The organism is Prescottella defluvii (assembly GCF_000738775.1).
In the GTDB taxonomy this organism is placed as follows: Bacteria; Actinomycetota; Actinomycetes; order Mycobacteriales; family Mycobacteriaceae; genus Prescottella; species Prescottella defluvii.
The window spans coordinates 31,126-49,600 of sequence record NZ_JPOC01000021.1 but is presented as its reverse complement, the minus strand read 5'-3'; the positions used below and the strand labels follow the sequence as shown (position 1 = coordinate 49,600).

Below are 18,475 nucleotides of genomic sequence, written 5' to 3'. Positions count from 1 at the left end.
AACCGATCAGTTCTTCTTGAATGCCTTGTCGAACAGGATGATGCCGTCGACGGTCGGGTTCGCGCGGTACACGTTGTCGGACCATCCGACGAAGTTGGTTCCGGCACCCCAGGTGAGGAACGGCTGGTCGGTGTTCACGAGGTTCTGGATGTCGTTGATCGCGGTCAGCTTGGCTGCGTCGTCGGGCGCGGACAGCACCTTGCCGAGCAACTCGTCCATCTTCGGATTCTTGTAGCCCAGGATGTTGTTCGTCGACGTGCTCGACAGCGAGCTGAACAGTCGGATCTCGGGTGCGACATCGGAGATGCTGTACGCGCCGAAGCTCATGTCGTAGTTGCGGTCGACGTAGAGCCGCTTGACCATGTCGGTGATGTTGCTGGTGGTCTCGAGTGCGACGTCGAAGCCGACGGCATTCATCTGTGCCTGAATGGCCAGCGCGATCTGCTGGGCGTTGGGCTCGTTGACACCGACGTAGGTGATCTTGCCGTCGAAGCCGTCGGCCTTCGCCTGCTCCAGCAGTTCCTTGGCCTTGGCGGCGTCCGGCGTGATGCCGTCCGTCTCGCCGTGCCACATCGACCACGGCTGGAACATGTCCGTGCCGGGCATGCCCTGGCCGTTGCGTGCCCGCTGGTTCAGGACCTCGGGATCGACGGCGAACGCGATCGCCTGGCGAACCCGGGGATCGGCCGCGGGGCGGCCTTCCGCGTTGTTGAGCTGGCCGACCATCGACATGCTCACCGTTTCGATGTAGCCCGGGAACTGGTCCTTGGCCGCGTTGACGGTCTCCGCGTTGCGGAGGTAGATCATGTCGACGCCGTCGGTCTTCAGCGCCTCGATCTTGGGCTGTTCGGCATTGATCGCGACGAACTTCAGGCCGTCGAGGTTCGGTGCGCCACCCCAGTAGTCCGGACGGGCCTTCAGCTGGAGTTCCTGCGGCTGGAGGTTCTCGACGGTGAACGGACCGGCGCCGATCGGGGTGAACTTGTCACCCTGCTGCGAGGACGGCGCGACGATCATGCCGTGTCCGTAGGCGAGCATCGCCGGGAACGTCCGCCACTGCTGCTTCAGCGTGAAGACGACGGTCGACGAGTCCTTGGCCTCGGTGTTGGCGACCATCTGGGTGTACACCTGCGAGTTGGCGCCGCGGCTCTGGTTGTAGCGGTTGATGCTCGCGACGACCGCGTTCGCATCCAGCGGGGTTCCGTCGCTGAACGTCACGTTGTCGCGCAGCTTCAGCGTCCACGTCAGGTGGTCGGAGCTCTCCTCGAACGACTTCGCGAGCTGCGGTTCGAAGGTCTGGGTCCCGGTGTCGTAGCGCATCAGCACGTCGTACACCGCGGCCATCTCGGAACCGCCCGTCGCGCCGGCGGGCTGCGTCTTCGTCGGGTCGAGGCTCGACACCGGCGCGTAGACGGCGTAGCTCAGGGTGCCGCCCGACACCGGAGTGCCGCCGTCTCCCTGATCGCCCAGGATGCCGAACGCGGTGGTCGTCGTACCCGACGATCCACTGTCGCCGGACTCACCGGTGCTCGCGCACCCGGCCAGGGCAACTGCGCTGACTACGGCCACCGCCAGCGTGCGTCCCAACCTTCTCGAATACTTGCTCATGAACCAACCTCCACGCTTTCGGGGTCGACGCCTGCCCGTCGTGAGTCAAAGGACGCGTCCGCATGATCGTGTTGAATCTCGGAGCTCCGACAGGGCTGTGCCCGGCCGCCGAGTGTCGACTACACCAGAATTCGATGCAGTCTGGGTCGTTGCAGAATCGGACTCTAGCCTCCGCGGCGGATGCCCACAAGGAATCTCCAGAACTCGTGATTCCGCAGCGTTACAGCGGTATTCGACGGGCGTGAGCGGCACCTGTGTCCAGGCTCGAGCCCAGGGGCCCCGGGCGCGCGACGACCGACCGAAACGAATTCCACCGGAAACCTTGTGGAATTCAGATGCGTGTCCTAGATTGGCCGGACGCAGATTTGTATAGACAAAGTTCTCGTACTCCTCACGGGCGTATCCGGCCGATCTCGGCGCGGATCCGGCGTGGCCGATGACGAGCAGAGCCGGACGGGAGGTTTCTTCCGATGTACCAGGTAGTCAGTGCGTTACCTGCTGTCCGCGGCGGTCGGAGAGCCTCCGTTCCGTGAGGGACCCGCAGCACGTGCTGCTCGCGCAGGAGTTGATCTCCCGGATCCAGTCCGGAGAGTTCGGGATCGGTGACAAGCTGCCGACGGAACTCGAGTTGTGCGAGAGCAGTTCGCTTGCGCGCGGGACAGTGCGGCAGGCGCTCAAGCATCTCGAGGATGCGGGAATGATCAGCCGTCGTCGAGGTGCCGGCACGACCGTCGAAGCGCCGGCCTCCGTTGCGGGACATCAAGCGTTCGTCACCAGTGCGGTGGGTCTGCTGGCCTTCGTCCAACGCACCCGGATTCAGAATCCGATCGCCAATGATGTTGTGGCAGACGAAGACTTGGAAGACCAGTTGGGCGTTCCGCTCGGATCGGAGTGGTACCGCGTGGCCGGTCCACGCGTTGTCCGTGGGACTGAACTGCCACCGATCTGTTGGAGCGAAGTTTATCTCCGGGCGGATCTTCCGCACCGCCGGATGGTTCTCACCGGCCGGTTCGACATCGGCAATCTCGTGCGGCAACGCATCGAGCAACAGGTGAGCGGATCGGTGCTGGCTCCGTCGCTCGCCCGGGCGCTCGGCGCCGAGAGCGGTAGTGCGGCGTTGGTGGTGACCCATCGGCATATCGACTCGAGCGGCGCGCTCGAGGCCGTCGGGCGGCACACGCATCCAGCGGATCGGTACCGCATCGCGACCAGTATCGGCTCGCATCTGTCAACCGATTGACAGGTTCGGCGCCCGGTCGGCGCTGTGTCCAGGCTCGACGGAAAGCTACCGGTGAGTATGTGGACCCCGGATGCTGACATGAATTCTATTGTGAGCTAGCCTCTTCGAAAGTCATGTGATGTACATCTCACCAGGAGGTTCCGTTGTCAGACCGTAGATCGACTACCGGGGTGTGTGCGGACGTCGACCGCATCTACACCGCTGGTGTCGTGCGGTCGATGACCGGCTCGGGCTCCGCCACGGCCTTCGCGGTCGCCGGTGGGCGGTTCGTGGCGGTCGGCTCGGACACCGAGATCCTCGCGCTGGCCGGCACGGATACCGAGCGGGTGGACCTGCGTGGCCGCACCGTGGTGCCAGGGTTCATCGAAACTCATGTGCACCCGCACATGTCGGGAATGAACAGTGCCACCGTCGATGCCGGACCGGATGCCTGCCCGGACATCGAGGCGCTCCTGGTCGCACTGTCGGCACGCGCCGCGGAGACGGCCCCAGGCCGGCCGGTCGTGGCGTCCGGCTTCGACGACAGTCTGGTCGCCGAGGACCGCGGACTGACCGTCGCGGACCTCGACCGCGCGAGTGACAGTCACCCCATCGTGGTGCGCCACCTTTCCGGTCATGGCGTCTACGTCAATTCCTTCGTGCTGCGGACCAAGGGGATCGGACGTGCGACGTCCGATCCCGAGGGCGGCGTGATCGTGCGCGATGCGGCCGGGAATCCGACCGGGGAGTTCTGCGAGATCCCCGCGATGCGACTGGTCGTCGACCCCGACGAGACCATGCCGACGGGTGGGGAACTCGACGCCGGCCTGCGCTTCGCACTGGATCGGATGGCGGCCGTCGGCGTCACCAGCTTCCACGACATGTTCGTCACGCCGGTGATCGTCGATTCGTATCGTCGGCTGCTCGCGTCGGGTGAGCTCACCCTCCGCAGTCGGCTCTACGCAGGATTCGGCACGCTCGACGGCTTCACCGTCGAGTCCGATGCGGACGCGACCGGTGCCGACGATCGCCTTGTCGTCGGCGGCATCAAGCTGATCTCGGACGGCTCGATCCAGTTGCACACGGGCGCCCTGTCGGAGCCCTATCACGATCTCGGCGAATGCCATTGCGGTGAGATGGCGATTCCGCCGTCCGATCTGGACGACATGGTGGCCCGCTGCCATGCGGCGGGGCGTCAGGTCGCGATCCACACCAACGGTGACCGCGCCATCGATCTCGCCCTCGACGCGATCGAGAAGGCGGTGGCGGCCTCGGGTGGGGCGTCGCTGCCGGACGGTCTGCAGCATCGGCTCGAGCACGTCCAGACTCTCCGCGGGGACCAGATTCTGCGGATGCGCGAGATCGGCGTCTCGGCATCGGTGTTCGTCAATCACGTCTACTACTGGGGCGATCGGCATCGTGACCGTTTCCTCGGCCCGGATCGAGGCAGCAGGATCAGTCCGCTCGCCTCGATCAGCGCGGCCGATGTGCCGTTCGCGCTGCACTGCGACAGCCCCGTCACCCCGGTCAATCCGTTGTTCACGATCCACACCGCCGTCAACCGGATCACCCGCGGGGGTGACGTCCTCGGCCCCGAGGAATGCATCGACGCGGCAACGGCTCTCGCGGGATACACCTCGTCGGCTGCCCGTCTCGGCGGAGAGTCCGGCGTGAAGGGTGCGATCGCGCCCGGACTGTTCGCCGACTTCGTCGTCCTCGACGAGGATCCGGTCACCTGCGATCCGGCGCGGATCAAGGACATCTCGGTCCTGGCGACGGTCGTCGCGGACCGGATCGTGTACTCCTCCGATCCGGACTTCTCCGTGTCGCGCGACGAAGTTTCCGGAAGCAGGTAGGCGTGGCGACCACTTCCCTCGCCGGCGACCGGACATTCGTCCCGCTGAGTAGGAATGCCCAGCGGATCATGCCCAGTGTCGACGGCATCATACCTTTCGGAAACGCTTGGCTCAGTGCAGATTCGGCCTCCTAGTCGGAGATCTGCAACACCGACAGCAAGGACCCTCATGGATTTCAGGAAGGAGGCGGTGCGAAGATGGCGAGAACAGTGATCAATAAGATCGTCGAGTTGATCGTCGTGCTCTTCATCGTCAGTCTCGGAACTTTCGCGCTTGTCTCACTCATTCCGGGTGACCCCTCCGTTGCGGCGCTGGGCGAGGGACGCACACCCGAGGAGTACGCGCAGGCGCGGCAGGACATGGGGCTCAACGATCCCTTCTTCACGCGGTACTGGGACTGGCTGTCCGGTGCGTTGCAGGGCGATCTCGGCAATTCGATGGTGCCGCCGCAGAGTTCGGTCACCGAGAGCATCGCGTCCGCGTTGCCGGTGAGCGTGCAGCTGGCGGTCATGGGCCTGGTCATCGCGCTCGTGGTGGCGATTCCGCTGGCGATGTACTCGGCGCGCCATCAGGGTGGATGGATCGATCGGGCGATCAGTGCGTGCACGTTCGGTGTGCTGTCGGTGCCGTCGTTCCTGTCGGGTCTGTTGCTGATCATGGTGATGGTCAACTACCTGGGCTGGTTCCCGCGTTCGCAGTGGGTGCGAGTATCGGAAGGCTTGGGGCAGAACCTTTATCACGCGCTCCTGCCGGCAATCACGATCAGCCTGCTCGAGATGGCGATCTTCATCCGGATCCTGCGAAGCGACCTGGTGACGACGCTCAAGGAGAACTTCATCCTGGTCGCGAAGGCGAAGGGCATGTCGAATGCGCGCCTGCTGTTCAGTGACGCGCTGCGGCCGTCGTCCTTCTCGCTCATCACGATGCTCGGTATCGTGCTCGGTTCGATGATCGGTAGCACGGTGATCGTGGAGACGCTGTTCTCGTTGCCGGGTATGGGTTCGCTGATCGTGCGGGCCGCCCAGCAGGGTGACATGCCGATGGTGCAGGGCGCGGTCCTGGTGATCGCGGTGATCTACGTGGTGGCCAACGCCGTCATCGACATCTCCTACGGATACCTCGACCCAAGGAGCCGACGAGCCCATGTCTGAGATCAAGACTGACGAGGTCGACATGCCGGCCATCACCGGCCGGGTGCTCGACGATGCGGGTACGGAGGAGCTGGCGAACGCGTCGGATCTGGCCGAGCGCCGCAACCTGTACCGGATCGGGACGATCCTGACCGTCGTGGGCGTGATCTGCGCGGGTCTGGGTGTGGCGCCGATTCTGATGATGGGTGCGCGGGTGGCGATCTTCGTGATCGGACTCGTCGTGCTGTACATGGGCGTGCGGCGGTTGGGGTTGGCCCGGTTCGGTTCCGACTTCGACCTGACGTTCATCCTGTCGTGTGCGTGGTTGACGGTGCTGATCGTCGCTGCCATCGCGGCGCCGCTGCTGCCGCTCTCCGAGCACGAGGACACCACCAAGACACTGGCCGCGAAGAGCTACGCGTCGCCGAGCCTGTTCTCGGCCCACCCGTTGGGTACCAACAACTTCGGTCTCGACATGCTGGCCCGGTCGATCTACGGTGCTCGCTCGTCGCTGATCGTCGCGATCGCGGCGGTCGTGATCGGCGTCCTGGTCGGCGGTGCGATCGGCATCCTGGCCGGCTACTTCGGCGGCTGGGTCGACCGGATCGTCGGCATCCTGACGAACTCGCTGCTCGCTGTCCCGGCACTGATCCTGCTGATCGCGCTCGCGTCGGTGCTGCAGCCGAATCTGCGGAACGTCTCGTTCGCGCTCGCGGTGCTCGCGATACCCAGCATGATCCGAATAGCGCGAGCCAACACCCTGGTGTTCTCGCAACGTGAATTCGTGTTGGCGGCGCGGGCGATGGGTGCCACGAGGTGGCGTGTCATGCTCCGGGAGATCGCGCCGAACGTCGCGCTGCCGCTGCTGTCGCTCGGCATGGTCATGATCTCGGTGATGATCGTGGCGGAGGCGTCGCTGAGCTTCCTCGGACTCGGGATCCAGCCCCCCTCACCGACGTGGGGCAACATGATCTCCGAGGGTCAGGGCAACGTTTTCGAACAGCATCCGTACATCGTGCTGGTGCCCGGTCTGTTCCTGTTCCTGACGGTGTTCGCGTTCAACATGGTCGGCGAGAAGGCGCAGAAGAAGACCGGCGGCGCCCGGGAGGTGAAACTGTGAGCAGCAACGAACCGATTCTGACCGTGGACAATGTGTCCACCAGGTTCCGCACCAAGCGCGGTCAGCTCCGCGCGGTCGAGCAGGTCTCGCTCGAACTCGACGCCGGCGAGACCATCGGCCTGGTCGGTGAATCCGGATCCGGTAAATCCGTTCTGGGACAGACCATCATGGGTCTGGTCTCCAGCGGTGGTGCCGCGACCGTCACCGGCACGGTGAACTTCATGGGCCGGGACATGCAGGCGCTGACCCGCAAGGAGCAGCAGCAGATGTGGGGCAAGGACATCGCCATGGTGTTCCAGGACCCGATGTCGGCGCTGAACCCGTTCAAGAAGATCGGCGCCCACATCACCGAGTCGCTGCGGGCGCATCTCGGTCTGGACAAGGCCCAGGCGCGGGAGCGTGCGATCGAACTGCTGCGCAAGGTCCGGATCCCGGAGCCGTCGCGGCGGATCGATCAGTACCCGCACGAGCTGTCCGGCGGCATGCGTCAGCGTGTGGTCATCGCGATGGCACTGGCGTGTGATCCGAAGCTGACGATCGCGGACGAGCCGACCACCGCCCTCGACGTGACGGTCCAGAAGCAGATCCTCGAGCTTCTCGACTCGCTGCGCACCGAGATGGGAATGGCCGGCATTCTCGTCAGCCACGACCTCGGAGTCGTTGCCGGACAGACCGATCGGGTTGCGGTCATGTACGCGGGCCGGATCGTGGAGACTGCGCCGACCCGGCAGCTGTTCGCCAGCCCCCGCCACCCGTACACGGAGGCGCTGCTGGCTGCGGTTCCCCGGCTGGAGCAGGAACCGCACACCCGACTCGAGTCCATCGAGGGCGGTCTGCCGGACATGACCAAGCCGCCCACCGGGTGCTCGTTCGCGTCCCGCTGCAAGTACGCGCAGAGCAAGTGCCGCGAGGTCGTGCCGACTCTCACGGCGTCCTCGGACACCGTCGGCGTACGCCATCCGCACGAAGTGGCCTGCCACTTCCCGCTGGACGGCGTCGCGGACCTCGGCGTGCCCAGCGTCTTGGGCGCGCACGATCGTGAGCTGGAAGTGGAGACCATCTGATGGCCGGTAGTGGAGTTGCGCACCTGCGCAGGGACGACAAGCCCGTGCTCACCGTCGAGGACCTGGTCGTGGAGTTCCCCGCCGGCCGGAACCAGACGGTGTACGCGGTGTCCGGGATCAGTTTCGACCTGATGGCCGGCGAAACCCTCGGCATCGTCGGTGAATCCGGCTGCGGTAAGTCCACCGCCGGTCGCGCGGTCCTGCAGTTGCCGGCACCGAAGTCGGGCAGCGTGGAGATCGACGGCATCGAGCTGACCACCCTGAGTGCGTCCGCACTGCGCTCGATCCGCGCGAAGATGCAGATGATCATGCAGGACCCCATCTCGTCGCTGAACCCGCGCCGCAAGGTCAAGCACCTGGTCACCGAGGGCGCCCGCATGTGGGGTCAGCACAACAAGGAACGCCTCGACGAACTGGCCCGGGACCTACTGCGTTCGGTGGGACTGGACCCGGACATGGTGTGGGACCGGCTGCCCGGTGAGCTGTCCGGCGGCCAGTGCCAGCGGGTGTGCATCGCCCGAGCGATGATGGTCAACCCGAAGGTCCTCATCTGCGACGAGCCGGTCTCGAGCCTCGACGTGTCGGTCCAGGCACAGATCCTCAACCTCCTCGAGGAAACGAAGGCCGAGTTCGACCTGTCGATGATCTTCATTGCCCACAACATGGCTGTGGTCAAGAACATCAGCGATCGCGTCATGGTCATGTACCTCGGCAAGGTGTGCGAGATCGCCCCGAGTAGCAATCTGGAATCCGAAGCGCGACATCCCTACTCGCGACTTCTGCTCGCTTCCATCCCGGACCCGGACATCCACCGCGGCGAAGCCGACACGACACCGCAGATCGAAGGCGACCTACCCTCGCCTCTCAATCCGCCGTCCGGCTGCCGGTTCCGGACCCGTTGCCCCCTGGCCACCGACAACTGCGCCGCCGAGGAACCCCAACTCCGGGAAGTCGCCGACGGCCACTACGTCGCCTGCCACAACGTCTGACCCCCACCCCCGCGTTTTGCGCACTTGTCGCTGAGAATCCGGATCCCGGAGCGCGATAAGTGCGCAAAACGCGGGGGTTTCGGGTCAGTGCGGGGGAGGTGCAACGGCGGGTGAGGTGACGTCGCAGTGCGGTTGGCACGCGACGTTCTCGCTCGCCGTTTCCGTCGTCGGCGCCTCGACCGGGCCGTGCCGGGGAATCATCACCGCGGAGATGACGGCCCCGAGCAGGAGCAGTCCGGCACAGATCAGCATCGCGATCCGGAACCCGGCGGCGAAGGTCGTGGGGTCGGCGAGCGCGTCGGCGCCGATGCCCGCGAGTGCGGGAAGGGCGGCGACGGCGAGCAGCTGGCTGGTGCGGGCCACGGCGTTGTTGACGCCGGATGCGATGCCCGCCTGGTTCGACGAGACCGATCCGAGGACCGCAGCGGTGAGTGGCGCGACGAGCGCCGAGAGCCCGAGTCCGAACACCACGACGGCGGGCAGGACCTGCGTCAGGTACGACGCTCCCGGCCCGATCCGCAACATCAGCAGCAACCCGGAGGCGCCGAGCAGCGGCCCGACGGTCATCGGGATCCGCGGTCCGTGCACTTGCGCCCACCGGCCGGCCCGCGACGACAGCAGCAGCATCAGGATCGTGATGGGCAGGGATGCGATTCCCGCGGCCAACGGCGAGTAGCCGGACACGATCTGCAGTTGCAGCAGTAGCAGGAAGAACACGCCACCGAGCGCCGCGTACACCGCGAGCGTCACCAGGTTGGCGGCGACGAACACCCGGGACGCGAACAGGGATCCCGGTACCAGTGCGTACCGTGAGCGTCGCTCGACGACGACGAACCCCACCAGCAGGCCGACTCCGGCCGCCGCGGCCCACGCCGACTGCTCGATGAGGCCGTAGGTGCCGGCGCCGAGACCGAGCGCCGCGAGCATCGTTCCGGGCAGGTCCAGCCGTGCGGGTGGATGCGGGTCCCGCGTCTCGGGCACGTGCCGCACCGACACCCACACCACCGCGACGGCGAGGGGAAGATTGATCAGGAACACCGAGCGCCATCCGGCGATCTCGACGAGCCAGCCGCCGAGCAGCGGCCCGATTGCCGCAGCGACCCCGCCGAGCCCGGACCACAGCCCGATCGCCGCGCCCTGATCCTCGTCGTCGAACGACGCCGAGATGATGGCGAGACTGCCCGGGGTCAGCAGGGCCGCGCCGACGCCCTGGAGCAACCGGGCCACCACCAGGATCGTGACGTTCGGTGCGAGTGCGCACAATCCGGACGCGATCGCGAACCAGACGGTCCCCCAGACGAAGACCCGGCGGCGCCCGAGCCGGTCACCGAGGGCACCCCCGACCAGGATCAGCGACGCGAGCGTGAGGGTGTATCCGCTCAGTACCCACTGCAGTCCGGTGACCTCCGCGCCGAGATCCTCGGCGATGCGGGGCAGGGCGACGTTGACGACGGTGCCGTCGAGCATCGCGAGCGACGATCCGAGCACGGTCGCCGCCACGACCCACCGTCCCCGCGACGATGTCAGGTGGAGCGCCGGAGCCGTCATGCCTTCGATGGTGCTCGCGACTCCGCCCGACCGGAAGGGGTTCGGGGCGCCAGCCCACCGATCGTGAGGAGACGGTAAGAGTTCGACGCCGCACCGTCGAATCGGTCCCCGCCGCACGGACGCGTCTCTACCGTTGCGCATTCGGGCGGAACCGGACGAATGGAGCGACATGTTCTCGATGCGTGGGTCGAAGCGGAATCCGAAGGCGATCGCAGCGGTGGCCCTGTGCGGTGTGGCACTCGCGACTGCGGCCTGCTCCGGGCCCGCCGATCCCGGCGATCCGACACCCACGACGACGACGCCCGTCGCGCCGCTCATCGCAACGCCGCTCGTCGCCGCGGGGACCGTCGCGGAACTGAACGCGAACCTGGCGCGCGCGTTCGACGAGACGGTCCCCGCGGCGGAGAAGGTGGCGCTGGTCCAGGGCGCGCAGGCGGATCCGCAGCTGATCGATCGAGTGGTCGAAGCAGCGAAGGTCAACAAGGCGTCCGTCGAGGTCAGCGACGTGACCGACCTCGGCGACGGCACGGTCGTGGCGACCGTCGTCATGACACTCGACGGTCAGCCGGCACCCGAGAGCATCATGACCTTCGTCGCCGAGGACGGTGGGTGGAAGCTGTCGAAGGACAATGCGTGCGACATCGTCGGTATTGCGGGGTTGTCGTCTCCGGCGTGTGCGTGAGCGTGCCGTGCCGAGATCCATCACCCGGGTGATGATGGGGCGATGGCGAACAACCGGATCCTTCGCGCGGCGGCCGTGGCATCCACGGCCGGAATGCTCCTCACCACGGTGGCGTGCTCGGGCAGCACCGACGGTGCGGCCGAACCCCAGGGCGTAGCGGTGTCCGCCGCTCCGTCCACGACAGCGGCACCGCCCTCCTCCTCTTCCTCGACGACGGCAGCCGAAAGCGGCTACACCGCAACGACAGTGCGGGTCGCGGGCGACAACGGTCGGGTCCGGTACGACGTCGTCGTTCCGCAGATCGACGGCGGGGATCCCGCCGTCGCGGCCGAGTTCAACGAGTCGATGCGGGCGGCGCTGCAGGACCAGATCGACGGCTGGCTGGGGGACCGGTTCACCCTCGAATCCACGGACCGGTCGGCCGTCGTGCACATCGGTTCCCGAGTCGTCAGCGGGCTCCTGGTGACGTCGTGGAACGCGGATCCGCCCGGCGCGCACCCGACACCGATCGTCGCGACGGTCGTGATCGATGCCGACGACGCGCAGCCGATCACGCTCGACCGATTGTTCCCCGATCTCCAGGCCGGGCTGGACCGGCTGTCCGAGGAATCCGCGCGTCTCCTGCCCGCGACCGCCGCCGGACCCGACTTCCTGCGCGAGGGCATCGAGCCGAAGCGGGAGAACTTCGCGAACTGGGTGGCCACCCCGGACGGGATGGAGATCCACTTCTCCGACTACCAGGTGGGGCCGCACGCGATCGGGCTGATCGACGTGACGGTCCCGTGGGAACGGCTGTCCGACGTCGTCGCTCCGGACCTCGTCGACGTGGTCTCGAGCTGAGCCGACGGCGCCACCGAACGAATGACCAGTCAACGGGAGGAGCTCTGGAATCGGGGTCGAGGCGTCGGGAGATTGGAGGTTCGAACGGAGCACCGGCACAGCCCGCCTGCGTGCACCGTGGGACGAAAGGACTGACCATGACCTCCGTGCATGCCGAGGGCGTCGACACCGACGAGATCCGCATCATCGACCAGGGCACGCCGCCGGCGCGGTTCGCCCGCGGCTGGCACTGCCTCGGTCTCGTCGACGGTTTCCGCGACGGCAAGCCGCACTCGGTCGAGGCGTTCGGCACCAAGCTGGTGGTGTTCGCCGACAGCCAGGGCGATCTGAAGGTCCTCGACGCGTACTGCCGGCACATGGGTGGCGATCTGAGCCAGGGTGAGATCAAGGGCGACTCGGTCGCGTGTCCGTTCCACGACTGGCGGTGGAACGGCAAGGGGCGCTGCACCGACATCCCCTACGCCCGTCGTGTTCCCCCGGTCGCGAAGACACGGGCGTGGCTGACGATGGAGCAGGACGAGCTGCTGTTCGTGTGGAACGACCCGGAGGGCAACCCGCCGCCGGCCGACATCACGATCCCGGCGATGCGCTCGACCGACGCGGAGTGGACGGACTGGCAGTGGAAGTCGCTCGTCATCGACACCAACTGCCGTGAGATCGTCGACAACGTCGTGGACATGGCGCACTTCTTCTACGTGCACTACTCGTTCCCCACGTACTTCAAGAACGTCTTCGAGGGGCACGTCGCGATCCAGGAGCAGAAGGGCGTCGGCCGTGACGACGTCACCGAGTGGACCGACCCCGACGTGCCGCAACTGGTCGGCAACACGTCCGTCGCCGCGTACCACGGTCCGTCGTTCATGATCGACGACCTGATCTACCACTACGACAAGCACGACGTCGAGTCAGTTCTCATCAACTGCCACTACCCGATCGCCCCGGACAAGTTCGTGCTGATGTACGGCATCTCGGTGAAGAAGACCGAGCAGGTTCCCGCCGAGATCGCGGACCAGCTGGTGGACGCGATGATCGGCTACATCGGTGTCGGGTTCGAGCAGGACATCGAGATCTGGAAGAACAAGACCCGCATCGAGAACCCGCTGCTGACCAACGAGGACGGCCCGGTCTACCAGCTGCGCCGCTGGTACGAGCAGTTCTACGTCGACGTCGCCGACGTCACCCCGGACATGGTGGACCGCTTCGAGTTCGAACTCGACACCACCAAGCCCGTGGAGGCGTGGAAGCAGGAAGTGGCCGACAACCTGGCCCGTCGCGCCGTGGAACAGGCGTAGTCGTGGAACCGGTCGAGTGCGATCGCTGCGGCTGCCGGGTGCTGGCGGCCAAGAACAGCTGGCAGCACACGTCGGTGCAGTGGACAGCCGAGGCCCGGGCCGCGTGCGTCGAACTGGACGACGCGGCGGGCCCGGTGTCGCGCGCGCGTAGTTGCTCGGCGATGCAGGAATCGATCGCACGGGCGGCCGTCGAGGGCCGGATCGGCGTCCTCGACGACTGAGTTCCGTTCGTGCCGTGCGTGAACGAGGTCCCCCGCGTGCGCGGGGAACCTCGCCTACTATCAGGGGTCGGGTTTCGCGCGGGAGGTATCTGTGATCAAGGTGAACCAGGTGACCTCGCGTCGCGAGGCGGACAAGCTGCGCGGCGTCGACATCGTGGGTATCTGCCTGGGCGACGCCGCGACAACCGACCGGCGAGTCGTCGACGCGGGCACGTTCACGATGTTGCAGGACGTGGTCGGCCCGCGAACGTCGCTGTACATCGATGCCTCGGCGGCCCTCTCGCCGCAGGACGTCGTCGATGCCGTCGAGGCGCTCCGGCCCACCTATTTCGAATTCACGGTCGTCGACGGACCCAAGGAGTCGGCGGCGGCCGAACAGTTGGACTTGCTGGCGCGGCTGCCGGTTCCGAAGATCGCGAACGGACTCTTCGTCCTGAAGGAAGACGTCGGCCTGCTCGACAACCGCAAGCACCTGGACCGCCTCGTCGCCGCCGGCGTCGAATACTTCCAGGTGGAGACCGATTCGCTGATAGATCCCGGGTACCGGATATCCGCGCCCCATCGTGAGCGTCTCGCGGCACTGCTCGCCGACTACCCGTGCCTCGTCGCGGATGTGTGCACGACCCCGCCGGTTCTTCCGGCATTCGGCCAGGTGGGGACCTACTTCAACCTGGGGAACGGACGCGTACCCAACTACGACGGCTCGGACCGACAGACGCCTCTCTCCGGAATTGTCCGGATCATCCGCTCTCTGGCGGTCGGCTGACCCGATTCGACGGCTGATGTTCGCCTGGCGGTCACCCGACTGTTCCAGGGCCGTTGCCAGGTCACAGGAATATTACTCACGGAGATTCGAGCTGGTCGGAAACGAAATCGACTGTCTTGCAGAATCTCTGCACGGATGTCTTACGTACTGTCGTGAGCGCTGTGCAGCACATCGGACACGCAAGAGCGTGTACACACCAATCGTTCGCGAGGAGTTTGACATGGGTTCTTCTGACGCAGATCTGGCACTGATCAAGCAGATCCAGCCGGTCATCAGCGGCATCGGCGGCGTTCTCTCCGGTGCGGCCGCGATCCTCGGCCTGGTCGGCGCGCTGAACGCCTTCAGCTGATCGACTGTCGAACCACACCTCCGTTCTGCATCCCGGCCGGGCCGCCGGGGGTGGACCGGAGGTTGTTCGCGTCGGTGCCCGACGGTTCGGCGTCGGAATCTTCTGCGTGAATGGCAAGCGCCCCAGCACCTTTCGATAGGTGATGGGGCGCTTGCCGTATTCGAACAGGGGCTACTTGTAGCTGTAGAAGCCCTGTCCGACCTTCTTGCCGAGGTGTCCGGCGTCGACCTTGCGGCGCAGCAGTGCGGGCGGCGCGTAGTTCGGCTGGCCGAACTCGGCGTACAGCGACTCGGCCGCGGCCAGCGCGACGTCGAGGCCGACGGTGTCGAGCAGCGTCAGCGGGCCCATCGGGTATCCGCAGCCGCCCTTCATCGCGTCGTCGATGTCCTCGGCGGTCGCGTAGCCGGACTCGAGCATCCGGACGGCGTCGCACAGGTACGGGATGAGCAGGGCGTTGACGATGAAGCCCGCACGGTCACCGGCGCGAACGGCCTTCTTGCCCAGGGTGTTGCGGGCGAAATCGGTCACCGCCGCAACGGTCTCTTCGGACGTGACCAGGCTGACGACGATCTCCACCAGCGGCATGACCGGCACCGGGTTGAAGAAGTGGACGCCGACGACCTGCGACGGACGCTGCGTGGCGTTCGCGATCTTGATGACCGGGATCGAGGAGGTGTTGGTCGCGAGGATGCCGGACGGCTTCACGATCTTGTCGAGCTTGCCGAAGATCTCGGCCTTGAGCGACTCGATCTCCGGGGCGGCCTCGATCACCAGGTCGCGGTCCGCGAACTCCTCGATGTCGAGGGTCACCCGGACGCGGGCGATGGCAGCGTCCGCCTCCTCCTGAGTGATCTTGCCGCGGGCGACGCCGCGGCTGATCGAGTTCGCGATCCGTGCCTGCGCCGCGTCCGCGTACTCCTGCTTGGTCTCGAGGATCAGGACCGAGCTTCCGGCCTTGGCACACACCTCGGCAATGCCGGCACCCATCGTGCCGCCGCCGATCACACCCACTAGCTCCACAGTCGAATCTCCACTGTCGTCTCTTCACACCGACCGTCGGGACGGTGTGCTTTCAAGGTCATTCTGCTATCCGGCGCGATGCAGCCGTCACCCCGGCGTCGGAAGTTCCGGCGCCGGGGTGACGGGTGGTGCAGATGGCGTCGAACCGGTCAGCCGCCGAGGCTGCCGCCGAGACCGCCACCACCTCCGAGACTGCCGCCCAGGCCGCCCATCCCGGCCCCCGGAGCGCCTTGTCCCTGACCGCCCATGATGTCCATGAGCCGGGCCAGGACGTCCACCAGTTCCCCGAGAATGCTGATCGAACCCATGTGTAATCAACTCCCCTGCGTCGGTCACGGTGCCGGCCCCCGAACGGCCTGCTTGGCGCAGTACCCGGTTCGAACCGTGCTGTCACCTACTGCGGCACCCGAAGGTGCTGCCCCCTCATTGAACGCCGGGAACGGCGGACAGGGGAACCGTCGCAGCGGAACCGTTCGCTACTTGAGCAGTGCGCGTGACATCACGACGCGCTGGATCTGGTTGGTGCCCTCGTAGATCTGGGTGATCTTGGCATCGCGCATCATGCGCTCGACCGGGAAGTCGGTGGTGTAGCCGGCTCCACCGAACAGCTGGACGGCGTTGGTGGTGACCTCCATCGCGACGTCCGAGGCCAGGCACTTCGCGGCAGCGGAGATGAAGCCGAGGTTCTTCTCGCCGCGCTCGGCGCGGGCCGCCGCGGTGTAGACCATGAGGCGGGCGGACTCGATCTTCATCGCCATGTCGGCGAGCATGAACTGGGTGTTCTGGAACGACGCGATGGACGTGCCGAACTGCTTGCGGTCCTTGGTGTAGGCCAGTGCCGCGTCGAACGCGCCCTGCGCGAGACCGAGTGCCTGCGCACCGATCGTCGGGCGGGTGTGGTCGAGGGTCTCGAGCGCGGTCTTGAAGCCGGTGCCCGGCTCGCCGATGATCCGGTCGCCCGGAATGCGGCAGTTCTCGAAGTACAGCTCGGCGGTGGGGGAGCCCTTGATGCCCAGCTTGTGCTCGAGCGGTCCCACGACGAAGCCCTCGTCGTCCTTGTGGACCATGAACGCGGAGATGCCGTTGGCGCCCTTGTCGGGATCGGTCACGGCCATGACGGTGTACCAGGTGGACTGGCCACCGTTGGTGATCCAGCACTTGGAGCCGTTGAGGATCCAGCTGTCGCCGTCCGCCTTCGCGCGGGTGCGCATCGCAGCGGCGTCGGAGCCGGCCTCACGCTCGGACAATGCGTACGAGGCCATCTTGCCGCCGGCGATGTCCGGCAGGACCTGGGCCTTGAGCTCGTCGGAGCCCTTGAGGATCAGGCCCATCGTGCCGAGCTTGTTGACTGCGGGGATCAGCGACGACGAACCGCAGACGCGGGCGACCTCCTCGATCACGATGCACGTGGCAACGGAATCGGCGCCCTGGCCGTCGTAGGCCTCGGGGACGTGGATGGCATTGAATCCCGATGCGATGAGGGCGTCGAGTGCCTCCTGGGGGAAGCGGGCCTTCTCGTCGACGTCCTTCGCGTACGGAGCGATCTCCTTCTCGGAGAGTGCGCGGATCGCAGCCCGCAGCTCGTCGTGCTCCTCGTTCAGCTGGAAGAGGGGGAAATCGGGATTGCCGGCCATGGGGACGCTCCTCGGTTGTGCGGGACGGTCTGTCGTGTCGGTCGACCGACACCGAGTGAATGGGGCACTCAGTGCCAGGTTCGCATCGTCGTACTGTGGCGTGCCCGTCGGCAGATTTCAGCCGATCGCGCACGTGAGCCCACGAATGCCCCCAGTCAAGCATGGCACTAAGTGCCAGTCAAGGGGTGGTAGGCGGGGTTCCGATCCCGGCCGCCTCGAGCTGCAGGCGCACCCGCCGCGCCACCTCGGCGGGGGGCGTTCCGGGCGGGTAGGTCACCACGGTCACGGCCTCGGGCGGGCGGGCGTCCGTCGCGTCCGGGGAGGTCACGGCAGGCGCGGCGGTCTCGCGGGTGACGGCTCCGAACTTGCGGCGAATCTCGACCAGGGTGCGCTGCAACTCCTCGGCGGTGGCCGTCTCGTCACCGCGGATCATCGCGCGCAACAGGTAGTTGTGGCACGCGGTCACGCCGGCCGCGAACCCGACGACGTCCAGCGGCCTCGCGGACGGGACCGAGCTGCGCAGGTGGTCGGTGAACAAGCGCTCGTAGCGGTGGCCCGTGACGAGTTCGCGGTCGCGCAGCGCGGGCACCCGCTGGACCACCTGGTAGCGGCGCACGGACAGCTCGCGGTTCTCCCGGAACCGGTCGAAGACCAGGCGGGCGGCCTCGCACACCGCCACCCACGGATCCTCCCCGGTACCCGCGAGGTAGTCCGCGGCCTGTTCGAGCAGCGATTCGTGATCGGCGAAGATCACGTCCTCCTTGGACCGGAACTGCCGGAAGAACGTGCGCCGCGAGACGCCGGCCGCGGCGGCGATCTGATCGACCGTGGTGGCCTCGTAGCCGTGTTCGGCGAACAGTCGGATGGCCTGGGTCGCGACGTGGACGCGGAAGTCCGCGGGATCGTCGTTGCTGTCGGGTCCGCTGCCCTCGACGCGCTCACTCATGCGTGCCAGTATCCATGCCCGATTCGCCCCGGCGGAGCGTCCGCTGCTCCCGACGTCGGTCCGTCGACGTGTCTGACCTGCCGATCTGGACCGCGGCCACGACGCGGGCGGATACTGCAGGTAGGCGCTGCCCGTCGTGGGACGGCTTCCGCCCGAGGAAGTGTTTGTTCGACGACGGTGGCGCGAGCCGC

At 66.5% G+C, this 18,475-nt stretch carries 18 protein-coding genes; 12 read left to right on the top strand and 6 right to left on the bottom strand.

The genetic code is table 11. The features are described from left to right. Positions 1–6: 6 nt before the first annotated feature. The gene (locus IJ15_RS0108035; protein ID WP_031937821.1) at positions 7–1,608 is read right to left on the bottom strand and encodes an ABC transporter substrate-binding protein; all 1,602 of its coding nucleotides are present in this window, start codon (positions 1,606–1,608) and stop codon (positions 7–9) included. Between the two features lie 529 nt (positions 1,609–2,137). Here IJ15_RS0108035 and IJ15_RS0108030 point away from each other — a divergent pair. From IJ15_RS0108030 to IJ15_RS0108005, 6 genes are all read left to right on the top strand, one after another. Further along, positions 2,138–2,848 carry a GntR family transcriptional regulator gene (locus IJ15_RS0108030; RefSeq protein ID WP_031937820.1) on the top strand — a complete coding sequence of 237 codons (711 nt, stop codon included), beginning with the start codon at positions 2,138–2,140 and terminating at the stop codon, positions 2,846–2,848. 170 nt (positions 2,849–3,018) lie between these two features. Next, on the top strand, positions 3,019–4,683 hold the full coding sequence (locus IJ15_RS0108025) for an amidohydrolase (RefSeq protein ID WP_031937819.1): 1,665 nt from the start codon (positions 3,019–3,021) through the stop codon (positions 4,681–4,683). Between the two features lie 197 nt (positions 4,684–4,880). After that, positions 4,881–5,834, top strand: coding sequence for an ABC transporter permease (locus tag IJ15_RS0108020; RefSeq protein ID WP_031937818.1), 954 nt, complete (start codon positions 4,881–4,883; stop codon positions 5,832–5,834). Next, a complete protein-coding gene (locus tag IJ15_RS0108015; protein ID WP_031937817.1) occupies positions 5,827–6,933 on the top strand; it encodes an ABC transporter permease in 1,107 nt (368 codons plus the stop codon). The genes IJ15_RS0108020 and IJ15_RS0108015 overlap by 8 nt, the downstream gene beginning before the upstream one ends. After that, entirely contained in the window at positions 6,930–7,997 is a 1,068-nt protein-coding gene (locus IJ15_RS0108010) for an ABC transporter ATP-binding protein (protein WP_031937816.1), read from the top strand. Before IJ15_RS0108015 ends, IJ15_RS0108010 begins: the two co-directional genes overlap by 4 nt. Then, positions 7,997–8,986 (top strand): ABC transporter ATP-binding protein, encoded by a 990-nt coding sequence (locus IJ15_RS0108005; RefSeq protein WP_031937815.1) that lies wholly within the window; start codon positions 7,997–7,999, stop codon positions 8,984–8,986. Before IJ15_RS0108010 ends, IJ15_RS0108005 begins: the two co-directional genes overlap by 1 nt. An 84-nt stretch (positions 8,987–9,070) precedes the next feature. On the opposite strand, the gene IJ15_RS0108000 is transcribed toward IJ15_RS0108005, so the two are convergent. Further along, positions 9,071–10,534: an MFS transporter gene (locus IJ15_RS0108000; protein ID WP_031937814.1), complete on the bottom strand. Its 1,464-nt coding sequence runs from the start codon at positions 10,532–10,534 to the stop codon at positions 9,071–9,073. A gap of 169 nt (positions 10,535–10,703) precedes the next feature. Between IJ15_RS0108000 and IJ15_RS0107995 the strand changes: the two genes are divergently transcribed. The 6 genes from IJ15_RS0107995 (at position 10,704) to IJ15_RS26940 (ending at position 14,684) form a co-directional block, all read left to right on the top strand. After that, positions 10,704–11,216: a hypothetical protein gene (locus IJ15_RS0107995; RefSeq protein WP_031937813.1), complete on the top strand. Its 513-nt coding sequence runs from the start codon at positions 10,704–10,706 to the stop codon at positions 11,214–11,216. Between the two features lie 42 nt (positions 11,217–11,258). Further along, complete coding sequence (locus tag IJ15_RS0107990) at positions 11,259–12,056, top strand: RsiV family protein (protein ID WP_031937812.1); 798 nt, start codon at positions 11,259–11,261, stop codon at positions 12,054–12,056. A 137-nt stretch (positions 12,057–12,193) separates the two neighbouring features. Beyond that, complete coding sequence (locus tag IJ15_RS0107985) at positions 12,194–13,348, top strand: Rieske 2Fe-2S domain-containing protein (protein WP_031937811.1); 1,155 nt, start codon at positions 12,194–12,196, stop codon at positions 13,346–13,348. Positions 13,349–13,350: 2 nt separating this feature from the next. Then, positions 13,351–13,569: a hypothetical protein gene (locus tag IJ15_RS0107980; protein WP_031937810.1), complete on the top strand. Its 219-nt coding sequence runs from the start codon at positions 13,351–13,353 to the stop codon at positions 13,567–13,569. Positions 13,570–13,678: 109 nt separating this feature from the next. Beyond that, positions 13,679–14,335 (top strand): hypothetical protein, encoded by a 657-nt coding sequence (locus tag IJ15_RS0107975; RefSeq protein ID WP_231569458.1) that lies wholly within the window; start codon positions 13,679–13,681, stop codon positions 14,333–14,335. A gap of 220 nt (positions 14,336–14,555) precedes the next feature. Further along, positions 14,556–14,684, top strand: a complete 129-nt coding sequence (locus IJ15_RS26940) for a hypothetical protein (protein ID WP_031937808.1) — start codon at positions 14,556–14,558, stop codon at positions 14,682–14,684. A gap of 171 nt (positions 14,685–14,855) precedes the next feature. Here the strand turns inward: IJ15_RS26940 and IJ15_RS0107965 are convergent, their stop codons facing one another. The 4 genes from IJ15_RS0107965 to IJ15_RS0107950 form a co-directional block, all read right to left on the bottom strand. Further along, complete coding sequence (locus IJ15_RS0107965; protein ID WP_031937807.1) at positions 14,856–15,704, bottom strand: 3-hydroxybutyryl-CoA dehydrogenase; 849 nt, start codon at positions 15,702–15,704, stop codon at positions 14,856–14,858. 149 nt (positions 15,705–15,853) lie between these two features. After that, positions 15,854–16,012, bottom strand: a complete 159-nt coding sequence (locus IJ15_RS26415) for a hypothetical protein (RefSeq protein ID WP_197059779.1) — start codon at positions 16,010–16,012, stop codon at positions 15,854–15,856. Between the two features lie 168 nt (positions 16,013–16,180). Further along, the gene (locus tag IJ15_RS0107955) at positions 16,181–17,338 is read right to left on the bottom strand and encodes an acyl-CoA dehydrogenase (protein ID WP_031937806.1); all 1,158 of its coding nucleotides are present in this window, start codon (positions 17,336–17,338) and stop codon (positions 16,181–16,183) included. 178 nt (positions 17,339–17,516) lie between these two features. Further along, positions 17,517–18,284 carry a TetR family transcriptional regulator gene (locus IJ15_RS0107950; protein WP_031937805.1) on the bottom strand — a complete coding sequence of 256 codons (768 nt, stop codon included), beginning with the start codon at positions 18,282–18,284 and terminating at the stop codon, positions 17,517–17,519. Positions 18,285–18,475: the final 191 nt, after the last annotated feature.